Annotated in this window: 20 protein-coding genes, 1 tRNA gene and 1 pseudogene; 11 read left to right on the top strand and 11 right to left on the bottom strand. The window is 68.0% G+C overall.

The window, feature by feature from the left end; genetic code table 11:
* Nucleotides 1-77: 77 nt before the first annotated feature.
* From FPZ11_RS05645 to FPZ11_RS05625, 6 genes are all read right to left on the bottom strand, one after another.
* A complete protein-coding gene (locus tag FPZ11_RS05645; protein WP_146319093.1) occupies nucleotides 78-1,607 on the bottom strand; it encodes a glycosyltransferase family 39 protein in 1,530 nt (509 codons plus the stop codon).
* On the bottom strand, nucleotides 1,604-1,753 hold the full coding sequence (locus FPZ11_RS19190; protein WP_168203744.1) for a hypothetical protein: 150 nt from the start codon (nucleotides 1,751-1,753) through the stop codon (nucleotides 1,604-1,606). Before FPZ11_RS19190 ends, FPZ11_RS05645 begins: the two co-directional genes overlap by 4 nt.
* 169 nt (nucleotides 1,754-1,922) lie before the next feature.
* Nucleotides 1,923-2,918 carry a sensor histidine kinase gene (locus FPZ11_RS05640; RefSeq protein ID WP_168203743.1) on the bottom strand — a complete coding sequence of 332 codons (996 nt, stop codon included), beginning with the start codon at nucleotides 2,916-2,918 and terminating at the stop codon, nucleotides 1,923-1,925.
* The gene (locus tag FPZ11_RS05635) at nucleotides 2,918-3,604 is read right to left on the bottom strand and encodes a response regulator transcription factor (RefSeq protein WP_146319089.1); all 687 of its coding nucleotides are present in this window, start codon (nucleotides 3,602-3,604) and stop codon (nucleotides 2,918-2,920) included. Before FPZ11_RS05635 ends, FPZ11_RS05640 begins: the two co-directional genes overlap by 1 nt.
* A gap of 70 nt (nucleotides 3,605-3,674) precedes the next feature.
* Nucleotides 3,675-6,365, bottom strand: coding sequence for a glycosyltransferase (locus FPZ11_RS05630; protein WP_146319087.1), 2,691 nt, complete (start codon nucleotides 6,363-6,365; stop codon nucleotides 3,675-3,677).
* 87 nt (nucleotides 6,366-6,452) lie between these two features.
* A tRNA-Met gene (locus FPZ11_RS05625) sits at nucleotides 6,453-6,526 on the bottom strand.
* Nucleotides 6,527-6,624: 98 nt separating this feature from the next.
* On the opposite strand from FPZ11_RS05625, the gene FPZ11_RS05620 reads away from it, so the two are divergent.
* Nucleotides 6,625-7,464: a carbon-nitrogen hydrolase family protein gene (locus FPZ11_RS05620; protein ID WP_146319085.1), complete on the top strand. Its 840-nt coding sequence runs from the start codon at nucleotides 6,625-6,627 to the stop codon at nucleotides 7,462-7,464.
* A 12-nt stretch (nucleotides 7,465-7,476) separates the two neighbouring features.
* Here FPZ11_RS05620 and FPZ11_RS05615 read toward each other — a convergent pair whose 3' ends face one another.
* The gene (locus FPZ11_RS05615) at nucleotides 7,477-8,676 is read right to left on the bottom strand and encodes a pyridoxal phosphate-dependent aminotransferase (protein ID WP_146322722.1); all 1,200 of its coding nucleotides are present in this window, start codon (nucleotides 8,674-8,676) and stop codon (nucleotides 7,477-7,479) included.
* A gap of 151 nt (nucleotides 8,677-8,827) precedes the next feature.
* On the opposite strand from FPZ11_RS05615, the gene FPZ11_RS05610 reads away from it, so the two are divergent.
* From FPZ11_RS05610 to FPZ11_RS05575, 8 genes and pseudogenes are all read left to right on the top strand, one after another.
* Nucleotides 8,828-9,379, top strand: a complete 552-nt coding sequence (locus FPZ11_RS05610) for a hypothetical protein (protein ID WP_146319083.1) — start codon at nucleotides 8,828-8,830, stop codon at nucleotides 9,377-9,379.
* 23 nt (nucleotides 9,380-9,402) lie between these two features.
* Nucleotides 9,403-10,197, top strand: coding sequence for a hypothetical protein (locus FPZ11_RS19185; RefSeq protein ID WP_168203742.1), 795 nt, complete (start codon nucleotides 9,403-9,405; stop codon nucleotides 10,195-10,197).
* A 167-nt stretch (nucleotides 10,198-10,364) separates the two neighbouring features.
* Entirely contained in the window at nucleotides 10,365-12,272 is a 1,908-nt protein-coding gene (locus tag FPZ11_RS05595) for a S1C family serine protease (protein ID WP_146319078.1), read from the top strand.
* Between the two features lie 222 nt (nucleotides 12,273-12,494).
* Nucleotides 12,495-13,136: pseudogene (locus FPZ11_RS20255) on the top strand (glycosyltransferase); the annotation flags it as partial.
* A 136-nt stretch (nucleotides 13,137-13,272) separates the two neighbouring features.
* On the top strand, nucleotides 13,273-13,557 hold the full coding sequence (locus FPZ11_RS20250) for a hypothetical protein (protein WP_367889455.1): 285 nt from the start codon (nucleotides 13,273-13,275) through the stop codon (nucleotides 13,555-13,557).
* 1 nt (nucleotide 13,558) lies between these two features.
* Nucleotides 13,559-14,362 (top strand): CDP-alcohol phosphatidyltransferase family protein, encoded by an 804-nt coding sequence (locus FPZ11_RS05585; protein WP_146319076.1) that lies wholly within the window; start codon nucleotides 13,559-13,561, stop codon nucleotides 14,360-14,362.
* Nucleotides 14,359-15,285, top strand: coding sequence for a glycosyltransferase family 2 protein (locus tag FPZ11_RS05580; RefSeq protein WP_246846547.1), 927 nt, complete (start codon nucleotides 14,359-14,361; stop codon nucleotides 15,283-15,285). Before FPZ11_RS05585 ends, FPZ11_RS05580 begins: the two co-directional genes overlap by 4 nt.
* A gap of 71 nt (nucleotides 15,286-15,356) precedes the next feature.
* Nucleotides 15,357-16,655 (top strand): CDP-glycerol glycerophosphotransferase family protein, encoded by a 1,299-nt coding sequence (locus FPZ11_RS05575; RefSeq protein WP_146319074.1) that lies wholly within the window; start codon nucleotides 15,357-15,359, stop codon nucleotides 16,653-16,655.
* A gap of 48 nt (nucleotides 16,656-16,703) precedes the next feature.
* On the opposite strand, the gene FPZ11_RS05570 is transcribed toward FPZ11_RS05575, so the two are convergent.
* A complete protein-coding gene (locus tag FPZ11_RS05570; RefSeq protein WP_146319072.1) occupies nucleotides 16,704-17,462 on the bottom strand; it encodes a hypothetical protein in 759 nt (252 codons plus the stop codon).
* Nucleotides 17,463-17,534: 72 nt separating this feature from the next.
* Here FPZ11_RS05570 and FPZ11_RS05565 point away from each other — a divergent pair, with 72 nt between their 5' ends.
* Both FPZ11_RS05565 and FPZ11_RS05560 read left to right on the top strand, forming a co-directional pair.
* Nucleotides 17,535-18,125 carry a tetratricopeptide repeat protein gene (locus FPZ11_RS05565; RefSeq protein ID WP_168203741.1) on the top strand — a complete coding sequence of 197 codons (591 nt, stop codon included), beginning with the start codon at nucleotides 17,535-17,537 and terminating at the stop codon, nucleotides 18,123-18,125.
* 403 nt (nucleotides 18,126-18,528) lie between these two features.
* The gene (locus FPZ11_RS05560) at nucleotides 18,529-18,828 is read left to right on the top strand and encodes a helix-turn-helix domain-containing protein (protein ID WP_146319068.1); all 300 of its coding nucleotides are present in this window, start codon (nucleotides 18,529-18,531) and stop codon (nucleotides 18,826-18,828) included.
* Between the two features lie 19 nt (nucleotides 18,829-18,847).
* On the opposite strand, the gene FPZ11_RS05555 is transcribed toward FPZ11_RS05560, so the two are convergent.
* From FPZ11_RS05555 to FPZ11_RS05545, 3 genes are all read right to left on the bottom strand, one after another.
* On the bottom strand, nucleotides 18,848-19,168 hold the full coding sequence (locus tag FPZ11_RS05555; RefSeq protein WP_146319066.1) for a hypothetical protein: 321 nt from the start codon (nucleotides 19,166-19,168) through the stop codon (nucleotides 18,848-18,850).
* A 194-nt stretch (nucleotides 19,169-19,362) separates the two neighbouring features.
* The gene (locus FPZ11_RS05550) at nucleotides 19,363-20,115 is read right to left on the bottom strand and encodes an ABC transporter ATP-binding protein (protein ID WP_210415959.1); all 753 of its coding nucleotides are present in this window, start codon (nucleotides 20,113-20,115) and stop codon (nucleotides 19,363-19,365) included.
* The gene (locus FPZ11_RS05545; protein WP_146319064.1) at nucleotides 20,115-20,927 is read right to left on the bottom strand and encodes an ABC transporter permease; all 813 of its coding nucleotides are present in this window, start codon (nucleotides 20,925-20,927) and stop codon (nucleotides 20,115-20,117) included. Before FPZ11_RS05545 ends, FPZ11_RS05550 begins: the two co-directional genes overlap by 1 nt.
* Between the last annotated feature and the right edge of the window lie 9 nt (nucleotides 20,928-20,936).

Here is a 20,936-nt window from a genome sequence, read left to right as displayed (position 1 = left end):
GTTCTTTCGGGCGGCGGGAGGGGAGGGGTGGTGTCTCGGCAACGGTGATGCGGGGAGGTGAAGGCGCGCGAGCGTCGTCACTTGGTGAACAGGTAGATCACGCTCCGATGCTCGGTGTGCCGGCTCGCAACGTGGTAGCCGAGTGCGTCGAGCGACGAGATGCCCCAGCTGTCGGTGTGGCTGCCCGTGGAGTACTCGACGACCCAGACCCGGTCGACGCCGTCGAAACGCCCGAGCGAGGCCGCCTCTTCGACCGAGTATGCCGTGTCGTGCCAGGTGGTGTTCTGCGGATACGCGTGGTCGAGAGTGAGATCCTTGACGGCCGAGAACGCCGCGGGGTCGGTGTCCATCGCCAGCCGGGTGCGCCTCGACGGCCGCACGGCCTCATCGAACACGATGCCGTCTCCGCTGCGCGCGTTGGTCTGCACGAACGAGGCGATCTGGTTCCAGTCCGACTCGTTCATCGCGTATGGGCCGCGCTGTGCCGCCCAGACGGGAACCGCTGCGAGCACGACCACCCCCGTCAGGAGAACGGCGAGACGGGTGCGCGAGATCATCGCCTCGATCCCCGCCGCGATCAGCACGGCCGCTGCCGGCGCCGCGAAGGTGGCGTAGCGGGCGGTGAAGCCCGCCACGAACGGAATGCTCGCGATGAGCACGCCGACCGGAACGACGAGCCAGCACAGCGCGAGCAGCACGACATCCGGGCGGCGCTCGCCGGTCGTCGGTCGAACCTGGCGCACCACCAGTGCGACGCAGGCGATGAGGATGCACGTCCACGCCACGATCGCGAACGGCGCCGACCCGAACCACATGTTCTGCAGGATCGACTGCGCAGTCACCTCGGTGCGATGCGCGAGGTAGGCGACCTGGGCGCGCTCGGCCAGAGCGAAGAAGAGCAGCGGCGATGTCACCAGCGCCGCGCTGCCCGTCGCGATCGCCCAGCGCCCCAGCGTGCGGCGCGAAGCTCGACTGAGCAGCAGGAAGACCCCGACGGCGACGGCGGTCAGCAGGTCGTAGAGGAACATGTACGTGCCAAGAGCGAGCAGCACACCGTATGCGATCCACAGTCGCGGCCGCCGATCGCGTGCGAGCACGATCTCGGCGACGATCGCGAAGAGCACAGCGCAGATCGCCGCGTCGAAGGCGTACGCCCGTGCCTCTTCGCCCGCATAGGTGAGGCGGGGGAGCACGGCGCCGACGACACCGGCCAGCACGGCGAGCCGGATCGAGTGGAGCCGGCCGCACATCCACGTGATGGCGGCCACGGCGATGCCGACGGCGACCGCGCTGGGCAGCCGGATCGCGAACGGCGAGGTGCCCGCCACGTTCACCCAGAAGTGCAGGAGCAGGTAGTAGAGGCCGTGCACGGCATCCACGTGCCCGAGCATCGCGAACAGCGTGGGCAGAGGGCGCTCGGCAGAGAGCAGGCTCGCCGCCTCGTCACCCCACAGTGACGGAATCCACGAGCCGATCAGGTCGATGGTGAAGGCCAGCAGGCCGGCGCAGACGGCGATGATCGTGAGTCGCCGGCGCAGCGTCAGGCGGCCGGAGTCGGCGGCGAGCGGCGCGGTCTCCGGCAGCCGCGACTCGAGGCGCGAACTCACTGCTCACCCCAATCGGGCTCGTCGGGAGACCACTCCTCATTGCGCAGGCGCCATTCGCTGCCGAGAACCGCCAGGCCGAAGAAGCCCGCGCCGGCGAGCACAGCCACGGCGACGGCGAGCATGGAGGCAATCCACCTGATGTCCATCGATCCTCCTGAGGCCGTTCATGACCACGTTCGATCGACGGCTCTCAGATTCGTCCCAGATCACGCGATGCCTGCAGAGACGTTCAGGACGCACGCTTGTCGCTGAGACGGAGCAGGGAGCCGTGCAGCATCCCGCCATGAGACCGTCCGCGGGTCGTGGTGGTCGGTGTCAGGCGCGAGGGAGCGTGAGCACGAATGTCGTGCCCGTCGCCGACGTCTCTGCCACCTCGATGCGTCCGCCGTACCGGTCGGCCATGTCGCGCACGAGTGAAAGCCCGATGCCGAAGCCGGTGCGCGCGCTCTGCCTGGTCGTGCCGTCGCCGTGCGCGAACCGCTCGAAGACGCGCACCGGGTCGATGCCGCTGATGCCCGTCCCATGGTCGCGCACGGTGAGGCAGAAGGATGCCCGCTCCGGCGCCGGCCCCACCGTCACCTCCACGACCCCTCCGGCGGGCGAGTGTCCGATGGCGTTGTCGACGAGGGCGACGACGCATCGCCGCATCGTGCTGCGCGGCACCTTGGTGAGGATCTCGTCGCTGCATTCGGCGAGCTCGAGCGTCACATTCCGCTCGGCGGCCACCATTCTCAGGTCGTCGACCGTTTCCCTGGTCAGCGCGCCCACGACGGTGGGCTCCAGCGGCTCGATCTCGCTGGGCGGCGCCGCCGCGAGCAGCAGATCCGTGATCACGTCGCCGAGCACGCGCACGTCTCGGCGCAGCCCGGCGATGCTGTCGGCCGTGTCAGCGTCGGCCTCGGTCTCCTGGGCGAGCAGCTCGACCCGCGCGGCGATCACGGCGACGGGCGTTCGCAGCTCGTGGCTGGCATCCGCCACGAACGTGCGTTGGATGCGCAGAGCCTCGCCGAGCGGACGCACGGCACGGCGCGCGATCACCCAGCTGAGCAGGCCCGCCAGCACGATGGCGACCACTCCCGTCACGATCAGCGCGATGAGCACCTCGTCGGCGTCGACGTAGATCTTGGTCTGCCCGGGCCCTGGCTTCTCCAGCAGTTCGCTGGGCTGCGACTGATCGATGATGAAGGCGACGGAGAGCACCACGACGAGCACGACGATGCCTGCAGCCACGGCCGTGATCTGGGCCGTGACGAGCCGGGATGCCCGCGCGATGGCGTCGGCGTCGGCTCCCGTCTCCCGGCGCCTGCGCATCACAGCTGTCCCAGTCGGTAGCCCCTGTTGCGCACGGTCAGAATGATGTCCTTGTCGGTCTTGCGTCGCAGGTAGTGCACGTAGGTGTCGACGGTTCCCGGCTGGTCCTCGGGGCTGAAGACCGCGCGCAGGATCTGTTCTCGACTGAAGGTGCGTTCCGGGCTCTCGGCCAGGAGCCGGAGCAGGGCGCACTCGCGCGGAGTGAGGAGAATGCGTCCGATGTGCGGGGAGTAGAGACATCCGTCGTCGGGATAGAACGTCCACTCGCCCACGGGGAGGGCGGCGCCCTGCGGGTCGAATCGGCGCGTGAGGGCGCGCAGCCGGGCCGTCAGCTCGTCGTACTCGAACGGCTTCACCAGATAGTCGTTGGCGCCGGCGTCGAGCCCGTCGACCTTGTCGCTGGTGGTTCCGAGCGCCGTGAGCATGAGGATCGGCGTGGTCACGCGCGCCTGGCGCAGCCGGCGCACGATGCTCAGGCCGTCGAGCGACGGCAGCCTGCGATCGACGACCATCACGTCGTGCTCGCCGCTGACCGCGCGTTCGTACCCCTCTCGCCCGTCGGCGATCAGCTCCACCTCGAACGACGCGCGCAGCACCTTGGCCATCAGGGGGCCGAGGTGGGGGTCGTCCTCGATCAGCAACACGTAGGTGCGGATGCCCGCGGTGTCGCTCTTCGACTCGCCCATGCTGTGTGCCTCCGGTAGTGGGTCGTGAACCTCGCGTCGCCGCGACGGCATGCCCTTCACGACAGGGGTATCACAGCGCGGGCTGGGGAGAGGCCGAGCCGGGCGGAGTGGCAGGGCCGCGAGCGTCCGCGCTCTCGCCGTCGACGATCGCGGAGAACTCCGCGGCGACCTCGGCCCGATAGGCATCGATGTCGAGCGAGCTGCGCGGCACCTCGCCGTTCAGGAACGCCAGCATGCCGCCCGCGAGGGCCGCATCGCTCTGGCCGACCACGTGGATAGCGCGATCGGGGAGGGCGTCGTGCACCGAGGCGAACGCCGTCGAGACGATCGGCAGCCTGCAGACGGCGGCCTCCAGCAGCACCATGGGTTGGCCCTCGTAGACGCTGGAGAGCACGAAGCAGTCGGCGGCAGCCATGATCGCGAAGGGGTTCTGGTACGCACCTGTCAGTGTCACCGCGTCGGCCAGCCCTGCCGCGTCGATCTGGGCCTTCAGCCTGTCCTTGAGCGGGCCGGCGCCCACGATGAGCAGTCGGGCATCCGGATGCCGCTCATGCACCAGGCCGAAGGCCCTGATGAGTCGCTCGTGGTTCTTCTCCGGCGAGAGTCGGCCCACCGAGACGAACCAGGTGCCGTGGTGCGCCTCGAGCTCGTCCACCCAACCGGGAACGAGCGCCTGCTCCGTCTCGGGGTCGACCGGATGCCCGTCGAGCTCGGTCAACGGCTGGCGCAGCCGGGTCGACACGCGCTCCAGGTTCGGCAGATTGCGCACCGTGGCGAACCGGTCGGCGGGCGCATATTCCACGAGTTCGCTGCGGTTGAGCTCGGTGAGCCTGGGAGAGACGGACACCAGCCTGTCGAACTCGCCATAGAGCTTGAACACGCGGCCGAGGCTGTGCAGCATGTGCTTGCGGCCGTTGACCTCGCGGTGCCTGTCGGCCGCCATCTCGTTGTGCAGCCAGATCGCGCGCGGCACGGAGGGGGAGTGCAGCATGAGGGTCGCCCAGAACGGGCTGTAGCCGCTGAGATCGGCGACCCAGTCGAATCGGGCGCCGCCGAACACGCGTCGCCATTCGTCGTCCCAGAGCGCCTTGTATCGTCGCGACTCGGCGTGCAACACCCTGCCCCGACGCTCGTCGACCTTGCGGCGCAGATGCTCGAGCTTTCCGCCGTTCATGCCGCCCATGCGGAAGAGCTGCCGCACTTCATGCGGAATGAGTGCCTGGTTCGCCACGTGCCACCGGCGACGCGAGTACGCCATCAGCACCGTCACGTCATAGCGGGCGTGATCGAGCTCGGCGAGCAGATTCAGCCCGGCCGTCGTGATGCCGTTGGAGCGCATGCCGCCGAGGTACATCAGAAGGCGCTTGCGCCCGTCGTTGCGCGCGGGCCGCACGTCGTAGCCGGCCGTCTTCGAGCGGAACACGATGTCGATGACGCGCTTCGTCACCGAGCCGTCTTCGCGCGGAGCGAAACGTTGCTGCCACTCGGCGTAGCGCGGGGCGGGATGCCTGTTCGCCAGCAGCTCGCGCATCGCGCGTGCTGCGGTCGCGGCATCCTCGGTCACCGGCCCGGGAAGTTCCTCGGCGGCGAAGTACGTTCCTCGGGTCTCGGCGTACTCGGCGGCGTCGGGCGTGAAGAACACGATCGGCCTGCCTGTGGCCAGGTAGTCGAAGAAGATCGAAGAGTAGTCGGTGATCAGCCCCGCGCAGACGCCGAGGGTCACGTTCGTCGGCAGTGAATTGGGCACCAGGATGCTCCGCAGTTCCGGCCGCGACGCAGCGAACGAGTGCACCACCTGGTGCGTCTTCAGCAGCACGATGTGCTCCGGCCCGACCGCGCGCTGCAGTTCGCGCACGTCGTCGATGAGCCGGTCGATGTCGTCTTCCGGCCGGTTGAAGCTCTCGCCGTGCCAGGTCGGCGCGTACAGCACGATCGTCCGGCCGTTCAGTGCTGCTCCCGAGCGCCCCAGAGCGGCGCGCACGTCGACGACCTCGGCCTCCGTGAGCCGCTGACGGTCGATGCGCGGGTAGCCCTCCGTGATGATGCGTCCCGCGTAGACGTTGTCGAGGCGGTAGGCATCCTCATACATGCGCTCGGCCATGAAGTCGTTGGCGGCGAGCAGGAAGTCGGCGGCGAGCAGGTTGCGCAGCGTATTGGCCGAGTCGAGGGCACCGCCTGGCATGTCGAAGCCCATCTGCTTCAACGGCGTTCCGTGCCAGGTGTTGAGGTAGATCTGTCCCGGCCGTTTGCTGAACTCGACGGGGAACGTCGCGTTGTTCACGAGATACTGGCTCGTCGCCAGGGCGCGGTAGTAGGCGCTGCTGCGGTAGCGAACGAAGGTCACGCGCGGGTCGTCGGCGAACTCAGCCTCCAGCTCCGGCGCCACGCCGCGCTCGGCGAGGGCCCAGATGTGCGTGAGGCCGGCGAACTCCGGGTCGGCGATCAGCCCGCGAAAGATCGCCTCGGGGTTGCACAGCGCGCCGTTGCCCGAGAACGACTCATACAGCACCGCGCCCTGGCGAAGAGGATGCCTGCGCCAGAACGCGTGGCGATCGTACTGAACGGCGCGCCGGACTTTCCTGACCTGGCGCCTGAGGCGAGAGAGGGGTGATTGCACTGCTGACTCCTGGGGCTGTTCCGGCCCGATGAGTCTCTGCGCGGCGATCAAAGAAACGTCTAAGCCGCCCGGAGGCGCAGCTGTGGAGTCCGTGTCGGAGTCCGCATCATTGCGGACCGACGGCACGCGGCGCCCCGGTTCCATGCCGGCGTCGCGCGGGGTGTGCCTTCACGCATCCCCCCGTAACCCAAAAGAAGAAGGCGCCCCTTGCGGGACGCCTTCTTCTTTTCGTTGCGGGGACAGGATTTGAACCTGCGACCTCTGGGTTATGAGCCCAGCGAGCTACCGAACTGCTCCACCCCGCGGCACGAGAAGTTACGTTAGCACGGGCGCCGCGACCCCGTGAAATCCAGGTGGAATCCCGGGCGTGCCTCGACGGGGCACGTGACCGTAGGCTTGCGGAATGGCGAGCAGCGAACAGGAGACGCACGAGGCATCCACGAGCCTGGCCGTCGCCGTTGCGCAGTTCGCGCCCGGTGCAGACACCCAGCAGAATCTCGCGACGATCCTCGAGCTCGCAACGACGGCGGTGCAGCGCGGCGCGCGCCTGGTGGTCTTCCCCGAGTACTCGTCGTACTTCGTCGATCCCGTCGACGCGCGGTTCCTCGAGCACGCCGAGCCGCTCGACGGACCGTTCACCTCCGCCCTGTCGCAGCTCGCCGACGCTCTCGAGATCACCATCGTGGCGGGCATGGCCGAGCGCACGGATGCCGCCGACCGCTTCTCGAACACCCTGGTCGCTGTCGGGCCGGGGGCGGGCATCCTCGCGACCTATCGCAAGCAGCACCTGTACGACGCGTTCGGCGCGCGCGAGTCCGACGCGGTGCTCGCGGGGGAGCTCGTGCCACCGCAGTTGTTCGACGTCGACGACGTCACCGTCGGCCTGCAGACCTGCTACGACCTGCGATTCCCCGAGCTGACGCGCACCATCGTCGACGAAGGCGCCGACCTCGTGGTCGTGCCGTCCGAGTGGGTGCGCGGGCCGCTCAAGGAGTACCACTGGCGCACGCTCATCACCGCGCGCGCCATCGAGAACACGGTGTTCGTCGCCGCATCCGACCACGTCGGTCCCATCGGCGTGGGCTCGAGCATCGTCGTCGATCCGATGGGCGTCGTGCTCGCGGATGCCGGCGAGCGTCCCGGCGTCGCCCTCGCGTGGCTCTCCCTCGACCGTGTGCACGAGGTGCGCCGCATCAACCCCACGCTGTCCCTGCGCCGCTACGACGTTGTGCCGAAGGCCTGACGCGCGACGAGCTCATCCCAGCTGCGCCAGCTGCTCGGCCGCGCGCTCGAGCACGTCCACGCGCTTGCAGAACGCGAACCTCACCAGGGATGCCGCCTCCTCGCGCATCCGCGGCCCGCAGAACGCCGTGATCGGCACGCCGACCACCCCGGCGAGGTGCGGCAGCTCCCGGCAGAAGGCGACGGCATCCGTGTAGCCGAGGGGCGCGGCATCGACGACGACGAAATACGAGCCGTGCGAGCCGAACACGTTGAAACCGGCGCGTTCGAGACCTCCGGAGAGCAGGTCGCGTTTCGCGGCGAGTGTCGCTGCGGCGTCGGCGAAGAAGGAGTCGGGCATCCTCAGGCCCGCCGCGATCGCTGGCTGGAACGGTGCACCGTTCACGTACGTCAGAAACTGCTTCACGGCCGTGATCGCCGTCACGAGCGCCGGAGGAGCGACCAGCCAGCCGATCTTCCAGCCTGTGGTGCTGAACGTCTTGCCGCCGCTGGAGATCGTCACGGTGCGCTCGCGCCCGCCCGGCAGCGTGGCGATCGGGATGTGCGGACGATCGAACGTGAGGTGCTCGTACACCTCGTCGGTCACGATGATCGCGTCGTGTTCGTGCGCCAGCTGCACGATCGTCTCGAGCGTCTCCCTCGAGAACACGGCACCCGTGGGGTTGTGCGGATCGTTCACGAGGATGACCCGCGTGCGATCCGTCACAGCCGCTCGCAGCTCGTCGAGGTCGGGTTCGAAGTGCGGTGCACGCAGCGGAACCGTGCGATGCACACCGCCTGCGAGTGCGATCGTCGCACCGTAGGCGTCGTAGAACGGCTCGAACGTGACGACCTCGTCGCCGCGCTCGACGAGCGCGAGCAGCGTCGACGCGAGTGCCTCCGTGGCGCCCGCCGTCACGAGCACCTCGCGGTCGGGATCGACCTCGAGCCCGTAGAAGCGTCTCTGGTGTTCGGTGATCGCCTCGCGCAGCACCGGCATGCCGATGCCTGGCGGGTACTGATTGACGCCGTCGCGGATGCTTCGCACCGCGACGTCGAGCACGTCTGCGGGTCCGTCTTCGTCGGGAAAGCCTTGACCCAGGTTGATCGCGCCCGTGCGCGCGGCCAGCGCACTCATCTCGGCGAAGATCGTGGACGACACGACGCCGTCGTCGCTCAACAGGCCGGCGCCGTGTGCCGCGCGTTGCCATGGCCCGGGAATCAGCTCTGACATCGGTCCTCTCTCTCCGCGGCGCTCCTGACCGCTGAGTTCACGGTAGGCCGTCGGACCGTTGTCGTGCACGGCGCGCACGTGCGCGACCGCGAACGACCGCGCTGTGGATAACGCCTGCGCCCGCCGGCCGGTCCGCTCTACGGTGGTCGGCATGCTTCTGCGTCGATGGTTGCCCGCAGCCGCCCTCGCGGCGCTCCTCGCGCTGTCTCTCGGCGCGTGCACTCCGGGCGACACGGTGCGCACTCCCGGGCGTACCGCGGTCGCCACCCCGCTCTTCAGCTCGGATGACGAGGCGCTGAAGGTCGCGACCGACGCCTACGCTGCGTACCTCAAGGTCACTGACGAGGTGATGCAAGACGGCGGCCGAAACGCCGATCGCTTCGAGACCGTCGCAATTGGTGAAGCCCTGTCGCAAGCTATGGAGTCGGCAAAAGAGTTCAGATCGAGCGGCGTGCGCTCCACGGGTCGGAGCGCTTTCGATTCGATTCGCCTCCAGTCCCCAGTACGAACTGATTCACGAAAGGTCGATGTCTACCTGTGTGATGACACGAGCCACGTGGACGTGCTCGATGCGACTGGAAAGTCGATTGTTGCGTCAGATCGTCGGACCCGAATTCCGTTCGCTGTAACCGTGATCCCACGTGCTGCTGGTGGTTTCGTCGTCTCAGAACGAGACCACTGGACGGGGGCGAGCTATTGCTGAAGCTGGCAATATACGTTGCAGTGATGTTCGCCGGATTGGGTGCACTCGTTGTACCGGCCAGCGACGGCAGCGGGTGCGGCATCATGGGGGAGTGGACCAACGGTTGCTCCACCGGCACCGCCGCCGGCGATCACGTCGACGTCACCGCCCACGAGGGCACCGGCGCCCACTCCCACTCCACGGGCTCCGACGACATCGCCACCGGCGACTCCGACGACGACGCCCCCTACCGGCCGCCGCACGACCCCTACGCCAACGTCTGCGACGAGCCCGCGCTCTGTCCTGCCGCGATCCCGCAGGCCGACGACCCGACACCGGGCCCGACGCCCGCACCGGGCGTCTCGATGTCCGATCTCACGTCCTTCTACCCGAGCAAGCCCAGGGCATCCTCGGAGCCCGACGGCTGGACGGTCGTCGGGCTCGACACGAACTTCATGACCGATGCGACGGTCCACACGGCCACGGGCCGGTTGCTGAACCAGCAGGCGTCCGTGCGTTTCACACCCGTCGGCTTCGTGTGGGACTACGGAGACGGGCAGCGCGCGACGACGCGAACGGCCGGCGCCAGCTGGGCGAGTCTTCGGGTCGCGGAGTTCAGTCCCACTCCGACGAGCCACGCGTACGCGGCGACTGGCACCTACGACGTTCAGGTCATCGTCGTCTACACCGCCCGATACCGACTCGGAAGCGGAGCGTGGCGCGACGTCACGGGCACGCTCAGCCTGAGCGCCCCGACTCTGAAGGTCATCGCATCCGACGCCACGACCGTGCTCGTGCGGCGGGATTGTGCGGCCGATCCACGCGGTCCTGGCTGCTGAGAGGCATCCCGAGCTCCGTACGTGGGGTCTCATCGAACCCCGTCGCGGCGCGTCATCGCCGGCACCATCAGGTCTGCATGGGATTGTTCTAGTCCGTTCACAGATTGCCCATAAACCATGCCCAGGCAGACAGTGGATGCTTGATGTGCTTGGAAGGAGCACGACAGATGACCGACACACCGAAGGATCCCGCGGAGACGCCGGAGCCGGCACCGCAGCAGCCCTCCGCGCAGAACCCGGTTGCCGACGCGCCGCAGTCCGACGAGCACGAGAACACGCAGCCGCGCGCGAACTTCGACGCGATCAAGAGCGACGACTCCGCAGCGCAGGCGGATGCCCCGACTGCCGCACCACAGTCGGCAGGCGACGAGCCCGCGGTGGCGGCCGACAACGGCGCGCGCTCCGCCGAAAACGACGTCAACCAGACCCAGCCGACCGAGGTGCTCCCGCCATACGGCGCAGCTCCGCAGGCCGCAGACACGCCTCAGGGCGGGCAGATGCACGGTTCCGAGGGCCAGGCATCCGTTCCCCCGCAGCAACCGCCGCAGGGTGACCAGCAGCACACTCAGCCCACGCAGCCGGTTCCTGGTGCGCAGAACCCGTACGCAGCGCCGCAGGCCGGCTACCACTACGGCCAGCAGAACTACGCGCAGCAGGGGCAACAGGCGCACTACCAGTACGCGGCGCAGCAGGGCGCACCTCAGCAGGGTGCGCCTGGCACCACACCGCAGGGTCAGCAGGCGGGCGCCTTCGGCCCCGCCGCCTACGCCGGTCAGCAGCAGTACGCGGGCCAGCAGCAGTATGCGGGCGGCCCCGGTCAGCCGGGCCAGCCTGCGAAACCCGCAAAGCAGAGGGACGGCAAGGGCGGTCGCGCCGGCCTGCTCATCACCGGGTTCGTGCTCGCCGGCCTGCTGGGCGGCGGCGTGGGCGCAGGGGTCGTCGGCATCTATGCCGCGAACTCCGGCACCACCAAGACCGTGGCGTCCACCGGCGCCACCAACGTCACCGTGAACGACCCGCAGACCGCCACCGACGTCACCGCCGTGGCCTCCAAGGTGAGCCCGAGCGTCGTCACCATCAACGTGACGGGCAGTCAGGAAGCGGGCACCGGTTCGGGCGCCATCCTCACCAGCGACGGCTACGTGGTCACCAACACCCACGTCGTCACGCTCGACGGAGAGACCGGCAACCCCACGATCACGGTCACCACCAACGACGGCAAGATCTACAAGGCCAAGGTGGTGGGCACCGATCCGACCCTCGACCTCGCCGTGATCAAGATCCAGGGCGTCAGCGGCCTCACGCCCGCCTCGTTCGCCGATTCCGACAAGGTGAACGTCGGCGACCAGACGATCGCCATCGGCGCTCCGCTCGGTCTCTCCGGAACGGTGACGAACGGCATCGTGAGCGCGTTGAACCGCAGCATCCAGATCGCCTCGTCCGCCGCTCCGTCGCAAGACCAGCAGAACAACGGCAACAACGGCGACAACAGCCCGTTCAACTTCTGGAACTTCGACCAGAACGGCGGCAGCAGCGGCCAGTCCACGACGCAGAGCTACATCTCGTTGCCGGTCATCCAGACCGACGCGGCGATCAACCCGGGCAACTCGGGCGGCCCGCTGCTCAACGGCAAGGGTCAGGTGGTCGGCCTCAACGTGGCGATCGCGAGCGCCGGATCGACGAGTGACTCCAGCAGTCAGTCGGGCAGCATCGGCGTGGGCTTCGCCATCCCGTCGAACGTCGTGCAGCGCGTCGCCGAGGAGATCATGCAGAACGGCAAGGCCACCAGCGGTCTGCTGGGTGCCACCGTCGCCGACTCGGCGAGCGACAGCAACGCCACCACGGTGGGTGCGCTGATCAAGTCCGTCACCTCCGGTGGAGCGGCCGCCGACGCCGGCCTCAAGGCCGGCGACATCGTGACCAACTTCAACGGCAAGCCGATCACCGACGCCACCGACCTCACCGCTCAGGTGCGGGCCCTGGCGGGCGGCGCGAAGGCCACCATCGAGTACCAGAGGGGCGGCTCGACCAAGCAGTCCACCGTGACACTCGGCACGCTCTCCAGCAACTCCTGACAAAGGGTCGCTGCGCTGCGGCACCCGCACGAAGTGCCCGATCGGATTCGCGATTCCGGTCGGGCACTTCGTGCGTTCGCCATCCCGAACGCGCGACGTCCAAGATCGCTGAGCGAGCGGAGCGAGTCGAAGGGCGCAGGCGTCATCCACACCCTCCTCACCCGCAGGAGTCCCAGACCCGCCCGCTGATAGGCTGAGCCGACGATTCGACGAGCGGATGTGATGGCCCACCCCACCAGCGACGGCGCCGCCCCGGGCGCGCTCCCCGGCGTCTCCTACGTGATGCCGGTGCTGAACGAAGCCCCCTACGTGCGGGCGGCCGTCGAGCGTCTGCTGCAGCAGGACTACACGGGGCCGTGCGACATCACGTTGGCCGTCGGGCCGAGCACGGACGGCACGGAGTCGGTGCTGGCCGAGCTGGCGCGGGAGTATCCGAACGTGCGCGTTGTGCCCAATCCGCGGGCGTCGACGTCGGCGGGGTTGAATGCGGCGATCCGGGCATCCTCGTACCCGATCGTCATCCGCGTCGACGCACACTCGCTGCTGCCCTCCGACTACGCCAGCGTCGCGGTGGAGACGCTGCAGCGCACGGGTGCCGACAACGTCGGCGGACTCATGGATGCCCGCGGCACCACACCCTTCGAGAAGGCCGTCGCGCGCGCCTACCGTTCCCGCATCGGCCTCGGTGGCACGCAACACCACGTCGGCGGCAAGGAAGGTCCTGCGCAGACCGCGTATCTCGGATCGTTCCGCCGCGACCGCCTCGAGCAGGTCGGCCTGTTCGACGAGGGCGTGCGCCGCGGGCAGGACTGGGAGCTCAACCGTCGGCTGCGCGCGGCAGGCGGCACGGTGTGGTTCACTCCGCGACTGGTCGTGACGTATCAGCCGCGGTCGAGCATCCGCTCGCTCGTCAACCAGTTCTTCGCCACCGGCATGTGGCGCGGCGAGCTGGTGCGCAGGTTCCCCCTCGGCGAACTCCCTGCGATACTTCGCGCCACCCGTGCTCGTCGTTCTGCTCGTGGTCTCGATCGTCGTCGGCCTTCTGGGGCTCGTCGGGCTCATCCTCGGCATGCCGCTGGGCTGGCTCACCCTCGCCTTCGTCATCCCCGCCGCGTACGTGCTCTTCGTGCTGATCGCCTCCCTCGCCATCGGCTCGCGCGACGGGTTCGCGGCGATGCTGCGCTTCACGGTGGTCGTGCCGACCATCCACGTGAGCTGGGGCGTCGGCTTCATCGGGGGATTCTTCGAACTGTCGCACGACCTGCACAATCGGTCGGGGAGGTAGCGTGTCGGATTCCTACCGTCGGCCGTCGTCGATCGCCGAGTTGCGTGAGGTGACACAGCCGCCCGAGGTCCGTCAGCGGCGCAACGCGGAACACTGGACGGCGCACCTCTACCTGCGCGCCATCTCGCCCTACCTCACCTGGGCGCTGCTCAAGACGCGCATCAGCGCCAACGGCGTGACCGGGTTCATGATCCTGTCGGGATGGTGCGCCGCGGCAGCCCTGCTCATCCCCGGCATCGGCGGCGCGGTGCTCGCCGTGGTCTTCGGACAGCTGCAGATGCTCTTCGACTGCTGCGACGGCGAGGTGGCCAGGTGGCGTCACACGTCCTCGCCCGCCGGACACTTTCTGGATGCCGTCGGCCACTACTCGACAGAGACCCTCATCGCCGTCGTGCTCGGCTTCCGTGCCGCCGGCTGGCCCTTCCAGGCGCCCGAGGACTACCTCTTCACCACGCTCGGCTTCGCCCTCGCGTTGGTGCTCGTGCTCAACAAGGCGCTGAACGACCTCATGCGGGTGGCCCGCGCATACGCGGGGCTGCCGCGTCTCGGCAACGCCGAAGCGGACGCCGCGCCGCAGCACCGCCTGATCGCCCTCGCCCGTCGCGCGGTCAAGTTCTTCCCGTTCCACCGCATGTTCCACTCCGTCGAGCTGACGCTGCTCACGTTCGTCGTCGCGGTGATCGCGCTCTTCACCGGGTCGCCCGCCACGGAACGCGTCTATCTCCCGCTTCTTCTCGCGTTCGCGATCCTGGCGCTGATCGGGCACTTCGTGGCGATCATGAGCTCAAGGCGGTTGCGGGCGTGAGCTCCGCGGCGGCGCCGGGCGATCTGCCGGGCGCAGCAGCGCCCAGGGTGCCGCCCACCGTGGGAGTCGTGGTGCTGACGCAGGGAACACGACCTGCGGAGCTCGGGCGGGCGCTGGCATCCGTGCTCGCGCAGCGCGACGTGGTCGTCGACATCGTGTGCGTCGGCAACGGGTGGGCGCCGGTGGGGCTGCCGCACGGTGTTCGCGGCCTCGGCCTGCCGGAGAACATCGGCATTCCGGCTGGGCGCAACGCCGGCGTGGCGGAGACCGGCGGCGACTTCCTCTTCTTCCTCGATGACGACGAATACGTCGAGTCCGAGACGTTTCTGGCGGATGCCCTCGCCCTGTTCCGCGCAGACCCGACGCTCGGCGTGCTCCAGCCCCGCGTGCGCACCATCGACGACTCGCCGGCCCCGCGCAGATGGGTGCCGAGGTTGCGCAAGGGCGACCCCGCACGTTCCAGCGCCGTGTTCGCGCTGATCGAGGGCGCGATCGTGATGCCGCGTTCCGTCTTCGAGCGTGCGGGTGGCTGGGCGGCGCCGTTCTTCTACGCCCACGAGGGCATCGAGCTCGCGTGGCGGGTGTGGGACCAGGGGCTTCGTGCCTGGTACGCGGCGGAACTCGAGGCGCGGCATCCCAACGTGCCGACAACCCGTCACACCGACTTCTACTGGCGCAACGCCAGGAACCGCGTCTGGCTGGCCAAGCGCAACCTTCCCGGTGTGCTGGTGCCGTTGTACGTGGCGACCTGGACGGGCGTGCAGGTGTTGCGCAGCGTGCGTTCGCCGGGCACTCTCGGCACGCTGCGGCCCTGGTTCGCCGGGTGGGTCGCCGGGTGGCGCGAGAAAGCGGGGGAGCGGCGCGTGATGCGCTGGCGCACCGTGTGGCGCATGACCATCGCGGGTCGGCCGCCCGTCGTCTGAGTCCGGCAAGGTCCAGGGGCGGAGCGACCCCGCGGAGCAGTCACCAAGAATTCACCAATATTCTGGACTGCATGGGAGTAGCGCATGACGCCCGCGCGGGCGTTCGTCTGATACGAAATGCCTTCGCGCAACGTCGTGCCCGTGCCGTGCTCGCGGAGCGGCTCGGAAAGGCCGAGACGCTGGAGCCGGGCACGTACAAGATCGCCGTGTACTTCGCCGACAGCAAGGTGAACCTGTATCAGATCCGCCAGTGGTACAAGCCGCTCGCCGAGCTGAGCGAGGTCTGGCCGGTCGTGATCCTGTCGCGATCGCCCGTCGGGGCATCCGCTCTCATGGACGAGTCGCCGCTGCCCGTCGCCTACGTGCGCACCGTCGTCGACCTGGAGAACACGCTCGCGGAGCAGGACATCCGCATCGTGTTCTACGTCAACCAGAACACCCGCAACTTCCAGATGATGCGGTACGGACGCCGTTGGCACGTGTTCATCAACCACGGTGAGTCCGACAAGATGTACATGACCACCAACCAGTTCAAGGCGTACGACTACGCCTTCGTGGCGGGGGATGCCGCTCTCGCGCGCCTGAGCTCCGTGTTGTGGGACTACGACTTCGACAAGCGCGCCATCAAGATCGGTCGTCCGCAGGCCGATCACTATTCGGGTGTGCTGCCCTATACACCCGACGAGCGCACGGTCGTGCTTTACGCGCCCACGTGGGAAGGCGACCGAGCCGCCGCGGCCTACGGGTCGATCGCGTCCCACGGGGTCGCCCTGGTCGAGGCACTGCTGGCCACAGGTCGTCACCGGGTGATCTATCGGCCCCATCCGCGTTCCGGCGTCGTCGACGAGGAATACGGTGCGGCGAACGCGCGCATCATCAAGGCGATCGAAGCGGCCAACGCCGCAGACCCGACGGCCCACCACATCTTCGACGATGGCCCCGAGCTCGGCTGGCAGCTCTCCGCCGCCGACATCGCCGTAGTCGACATCTCCGCCATGGTCTACGACCGGCTGGCGGCAGGCAAGCCGCTGCTCATCACGCATCCGGTCCATCCGGAGGCCGAGATCGACCGCGGCGGTTATCTGTCGGCGTGCGAGTGGCTCTACGCCGACGACGCCTCACGCATCGTGCCGATCATCGACGACCTCTCGCACGACGAGACGGCGGCAGAGCGACTGCGCTATTGGGTCGCACGGTACTTCGGCGACATCACGCCGGGGGTGACCACGAAGCGCTTCCACGCCGCGGTGCAGCACTTGATGGACGAGTGGGATCGTTTCGCGCGCATCCACGCGAAAGACGAGGTCGCGATCGAGCATGGCGACGGCACCGATCCGATCGACGATCCCGACGCGATCCTGAGCGACTGAGCCGTCGATGCCGGCGCGGTGAACGCCCCGGCGGCTCCTTCGGTACGCCTAGTGCACTGTCTTCTCGAGCGGCACGGCAGCGTCGGCGAAGGTCTCCGGAAGGGGCCCGAACGCAATGCGAGCCGTGTGCACGACGCGGGACGCCGTGATGCGGTTGCCGGCCCCTCCCACGACGGCACCGATGCCGAAAGGCAGCGCCTTGGCAAGGATGCTCTCGGTCCCGCTCGTCGCGATGCGTCGCGCGAACGCCGCCTGCAGCCGCTGCACGAGCGGCCCGATGACCACACGAGGGATGCTGCTGGAGACCACCTGGCGCCAGTACAGCTCGCGCGTGACCTCAGTCTCGCTCAGCTCCATGCCCCACTGTCGCACCAGTGTCGAGCCTTCTTTGCCGAGCATGAGGGCGAGCACCAGTGCTCTGCCACGCTCAGGGTCGGTGACGGGCAGGCCGTGCAGCTCGGCCAGCGACTGCGCGTAGAGCGCAGTGGCTTCGAGAAAGGCGGCCGTCTCGACGGCCGACAGCGCGAGCGTCGCCACCGTTCCCACGGAAGGGATCACGGCGGTGGCACCGACGGCGGCACCGCTCGCGGTCACCGCGAACAGATAGCGGCGGCCGACGAGATACGCGACGTCGCCGGGCGAGGCATCCGGATGCCTGCGCCTGATGCTCGCGATGCTCGCCTGTACCGCGGGCCGCTGAACGGCGAGCACACGGTCGATCCCACGATTGACGCGCACGGGAATGGGCACCCCGCGTGAGGTGCTAACACCGGTGACACCGACGAACGGTTTGACCTTGGACGCCATGGTCCCGAGTCTACGGATCGAACGTATGCCGGCGAGAGCATGAGCGCGTGGCGCGTCTCGTATGCTTGCCGGGTGCCTCGCGTGATCTCCCAGAACGACTTCGACAAAGCTCGTGATCGGGCGCATCGCGGCGACGATCACGACGCAGCGATCGCTGAGACGCTGCGCGACTGGGCTACCGATCCCGAACGGTTCACGCTCGCCGACGGGGTGTCGCGGGCTGCTGTGCTCATCGAGGCCGGCGAGAACTTCGGATACGCGGGCGACTACGCGGAGGCGCTGCGTCTTTTCGACGAGGCCCGCATCGACGGCGGTCCCACCTACGTCGATCCCCGTGCATTGATGGCGCAGGCGCTCTACGAGGGCGGGCAGAAGGATGCCGCGTTGGAGCTCGCGGGGGCCCTCCGCAAGGAGGCGCCGACGACACTCAGCACGTACCTGGTGCTGGGCGGGTTCTTCGAGCTCGTCGACGAGCTGCAGGCATCCCAGCGCTGGTATTCGATGGGGATCCGCGCCATGGACAGCGGCAACGTGCCGGGCTCCGAGGCCCAGTACGAGTCGATGCTGATCGGCCGCGCCAGGGTGCGCGGCGAGCTGGGGCTGGCGCCCGACACGCTGGATGACGCGGCCACGATCATCATCGAGCGGTACGGCTCCCGCTGACCCACGCCCGGGCCGGGCCGTCGCGCCGTCACCGGACTGAGCCCGAGATGCTGCTGGATGGGTCTCTCCGAAGCCCTCACGACCACAGGCGACAGTGTCACGTGTTCAGCGCTCGGCCGAGCATGCGCTGGTCGCCGTGATGCCGCTGTCTCCATCGGCAGCGTGGGGCAACCGTGGGCGGACAGATGCACGAGTGCAGCTGCCATGAAACGCAGCGTCAGCGCGATCGAGCGCCGGCGGAGAGCGACGATATCGGGTTCTCGGAAATGGCGCGCGCCCGTTGGCTCGTGCGAAGGCGATTCGCCGGCGACGAAGCATCGAACGTTGGCATATCGTTCGCCGCCGACCCACAGGGCACAAACGCTCTGGACCCGAACGCTGTCTCGCAAATAGACAAGAACGCATGGTCGAGCCGTTCTCCCACGCCGCCGGCGTGGTCGGAGAGCGGTTGCGCGGCATCCGCACCGGTCTCGGTCTGAGCCAGGAAGAGGTCGCGCATCTGGCGGACATCCACCCGACCAACTACGGCAAGATCGAGCGCGGGCGAGCCAATCCGAGCCTGAGCACGATCATCCGCATCGCGACCGCGCTCGACACGGATGCCGGTGAGCTGGTCACCGGCCTCACGCTCAGCGACCTGCCTGGCAGGCACCGGCAGTACACGGCGAAGGACTTCATCCGCGAACGTGAGCGGATGCGCTGACGCACTCATCCTGAGTCGCTCAGAAGCTCGCCCGCCAGAGGTACTCGTCTCCGTTGTCGCGGTGCCAGCGCACGACGAGCACCGTCGATCGTGCGAGGTCATTGCCATGAATGCGGATTTCGGCGGTCTCGCCCGGCCCAAGCGTGATCGGTGCCTGCACCGGCATGCTTCCGGCGCCGAGCAGCGAGAATCGAATGCCCGTGAGCGTCTCCAGACTCGCGTTGCGAAGGCGATACCGCGGGGGAGCACTGCGGTCGAAGAGGAACGGAACCGGGTACGCGAGCGGCTCGGTGGGCGTGGCCTTGTCTGGTCGGATCTCGTCGGGTCGAGTGGTGGTCATGCAGGCACGCTAGGCGGAGCATCCGACGCCGAACGTCGCACGGTGGACAACGTGGTCGCACGTCCGACAGAGGACGACAAGACGCCGCGTGCGCTCCAGCGGCATTCTGGTGAACAACGCGGCGTGTCGCAGGCGATTTGCGGCGTGTTGCGGCGAAATGCCGCAGGATCGAACAGGCCGACAGCGGAGGAGCGTCAGACCCCGTAGTCGGCGTTGTACCTGTCGAGCACGGTGGCGATGTCGGAATCGAGGGCGAGCAGGCCACCCTCGAGGTAGAGCCCGCGCGTGCAGAATCGGCGAAGGTCCTTCTCGTTGTGCGAGACGAAGAACAGGGTGCGACCCTGGGCGAGCATCTCTTCGATGCGGCGGTAGCACTTCTCGCGGAAAGCTTTGTCGCCGACGGCCAGAACCTCGTCGACGATCAGGATCGGCTCATCGAGCTGAGTGATCACGCTGAACGCGATGCGCACCTTCATGCCGCTGGAGAGGTGCTTGTACGGGGTGTCGAGGAAGTTGCCGATGTCGGCGAAGCCGATGATGTCGTCAAAGCGCTCATCGATCTGCCTGCGGGTCATGCCGTGCAGGCCCGCCGTGAGGTAGACGTTGTCGCGCACGCTCAGATCGTCGACGAAGCCGCCGGTGATCTCGATGAGCGGGGCAGTGCCGGCCTTGACCTCGACGCTGCCCTCGTCTGCAAGGATGACCCCGGCCACGAGCTTGAGCAGCGTCGATTTGCCCTGCCCGTTGCGCCCGACAACACCGATCGACTCGCCGGCGGTCACCTTGAACGAGACGTGACGAAGCGCCCAGAACTCGTCGGGCCTGGCTCGCCTGGCACGGGAGGAGAACAGGTCTTTGAAGCTGCGTCGTGAACGGCGGTTGCGCTTGAAGCTGATGCCGACATCCTTGACCTCGATCATCGAGGTCGTGGTCTCCGTGGCAGTCATCACATCTCCTTCAGCACGCTGCGGATGGTGCGCGAGTACACGAGCCAGCCGATCAGGAGAAAGATGAGGCTGCCGATCGCCGAGATCAGCACAAGGTCCCAGTGCAGATCGTGCGGAAAGAAGCCGGCCCGGAAGACGCCGAACATGCCCACCAACGGATTTATGTCGATGAAGTACCTGAAGAGGCTGCCCTTGGGCACCTCGCTCGCCGGGTACAGCACCGCGGATGCGTAGAACAGAAGCCGCAGAAGCAGCTTGATCGCGCGCTCCAGGTCTTTGAAGAACACCACGAGCGGCGACACGAGCAGACCGAGTCCGACGAGCAGTACCGCCTCGATCGCGACGCCGACGGGGTAATAGACGAGTTGCCAGTGCACGTGGGCGCCGGAGAAGATCACGAACAGCGCGAGCACGGGCAATGAGAGTCCGAACTCGATTCCCTTGCTGAGCACGATGCGGTTGATCCAGATGGATCGAGGGATGGCCGTCGACCGAATGAGCTTCGCCTCACGGCTGAACGCCTTGGTGAAATCCGACACGGCGCCGTTGAACCACGTCCACGGCAGAAGCCCCGAGAGGAGGAACACGATGTAGGGAGACTCGCTCGGGTTGTTGCCGCGATGGAAGACCACCACGAAGACCAGGTAATAGATGCCGGCCATGAGCAGGGGGTCGAGGATCGACCACACGTAGCCCAGCGCGTTGGTGGTGTAGCGAACGTGCAGGTCTCGCTTGGTCAGCAACCACAGCGAGTGCCGGTAACGGGCGAACGGCGTGCGCTCGGCTGGGCGCGCATCGGCGTAGGTGGTCACCCGTAGATC

Source organism: Humibacter ginsenosidimutans, assembly GCF_007859675.1.
Lineage (GTDB): Bacteria > Actinomycetota > Actinomycetes > Actinomycetales > Microbacteriaceae > Humibacter > Humibacter ginsenosidimutans.
Note: the sequence above shows the minus strand (reverse complement) of the source record. Positions and strands in the feature narration are given on the sequence as shown.

Excerpts from the sequence above, each read along its gene's own strand:
- FPZ11_RS19190 (WP_168203744.1), bottom strand. The coding sequence starts at position 1,753 with ATGGACATCAGGTGGATTGCCTCCATGCTCGCCGTCGCCGTGGCTGTG.
- FPZ11_RS05615 (WP_146322722.1), bottom strand. The coding sequence starts at position 8,676 with ATGTCAGAGCTGATTCCCGGGCCATGGCAACGCGCGGCACACGGCGCC.
- FPZ11_RS05570 (WP_146319072.1), bottom strand. The coding sequence starts at position 17,462 with ATGGCGTCCAAGGTCAAACCGTTCGTCGGTGTCACCGGTGTTAGCACC.
- FPZ11_RS05635 (WP_146319089.1), bottom strand. The coding sequence starts at position 3,604 with ATGGGCGAGTCGAAGAGCGACACCGCGGGCATCCGCACCTACGTGTTG.
- FPZ11_RS05610 (WP_146319083.1), top strand. The coding sequence starts at position 8,828 with ATGCTTCTGCGTCGATGGTTGCCCGCAGCCGCCCTCGCGGCGCTCCTC.
- FPZ11_RS05620 (WP_146319085.1), top strand. The coding sequence starts at position 6,625 with ATGGCGAGCAGCGAACAGGAGACGCACGAGGCATCCACGAGCCTGGCC.
- FPZ11_RS05550 (WP_210415959.1), bottom strand. The coding sequence starts at position 20,115 with ATGACTGCCACGGAGACCACGACCTCGATGATCGAGGTCAAGGATGTC.
- FPZ11_RS05560 (WP_146319068.1), top strand. The coding sequence starts at position 18,529 with ATGGTCGAGCCGTTCTCCCACGCCGCCGGCGTGGTCGGAGAGCGGTTG.
- FPZ11_RS05630 (WP_146319087.1), bottom strand. The coding sequence starts at position 6,365 with ATGGAACCGGGGCGCCGCGTGCCGTCGGTCCGCAATGATGCGGACTCC.
- FPZ11_RS05575 (WP_146319074.1), top strand. The coding sequence starts at position 15,357 with ATGGGAGTAGCGCATGACGCCCGCGCGGGCGTTCGTCTGATACGAAAT.
- FPZ11_RS05595 (WP_146319078.1), top strand. The coding sequence starts at position 10,365 with ATGACCGACACACCGAAGGATCCCGCGGAGACGCCGGAGCCGGCACCG.
- FPZ11_RS05640 (WP_168203743.1), bottom strand. The coding sequence starts at position 2,918 with ATGCGCAGGCGCCGGGAGACGGGAGCCGACGCCGACGCCATCGCGCGG.
- FPZ11_RS05555 (WP_146319066.1), bottom strand. The coding sequence starts at position 19,168 with ATGACCACCACTCGACCCGACGAGATCCGACCAGACAAGGCCACGCCC.
- FPZ11_RS19185 (WP_168203742.1), top strand. The coding sequence starts at position 9,403 with ATGTTCGCCGGATTGGGTGCACTCGTTGTACCGGCCAGCGACGGCAGC.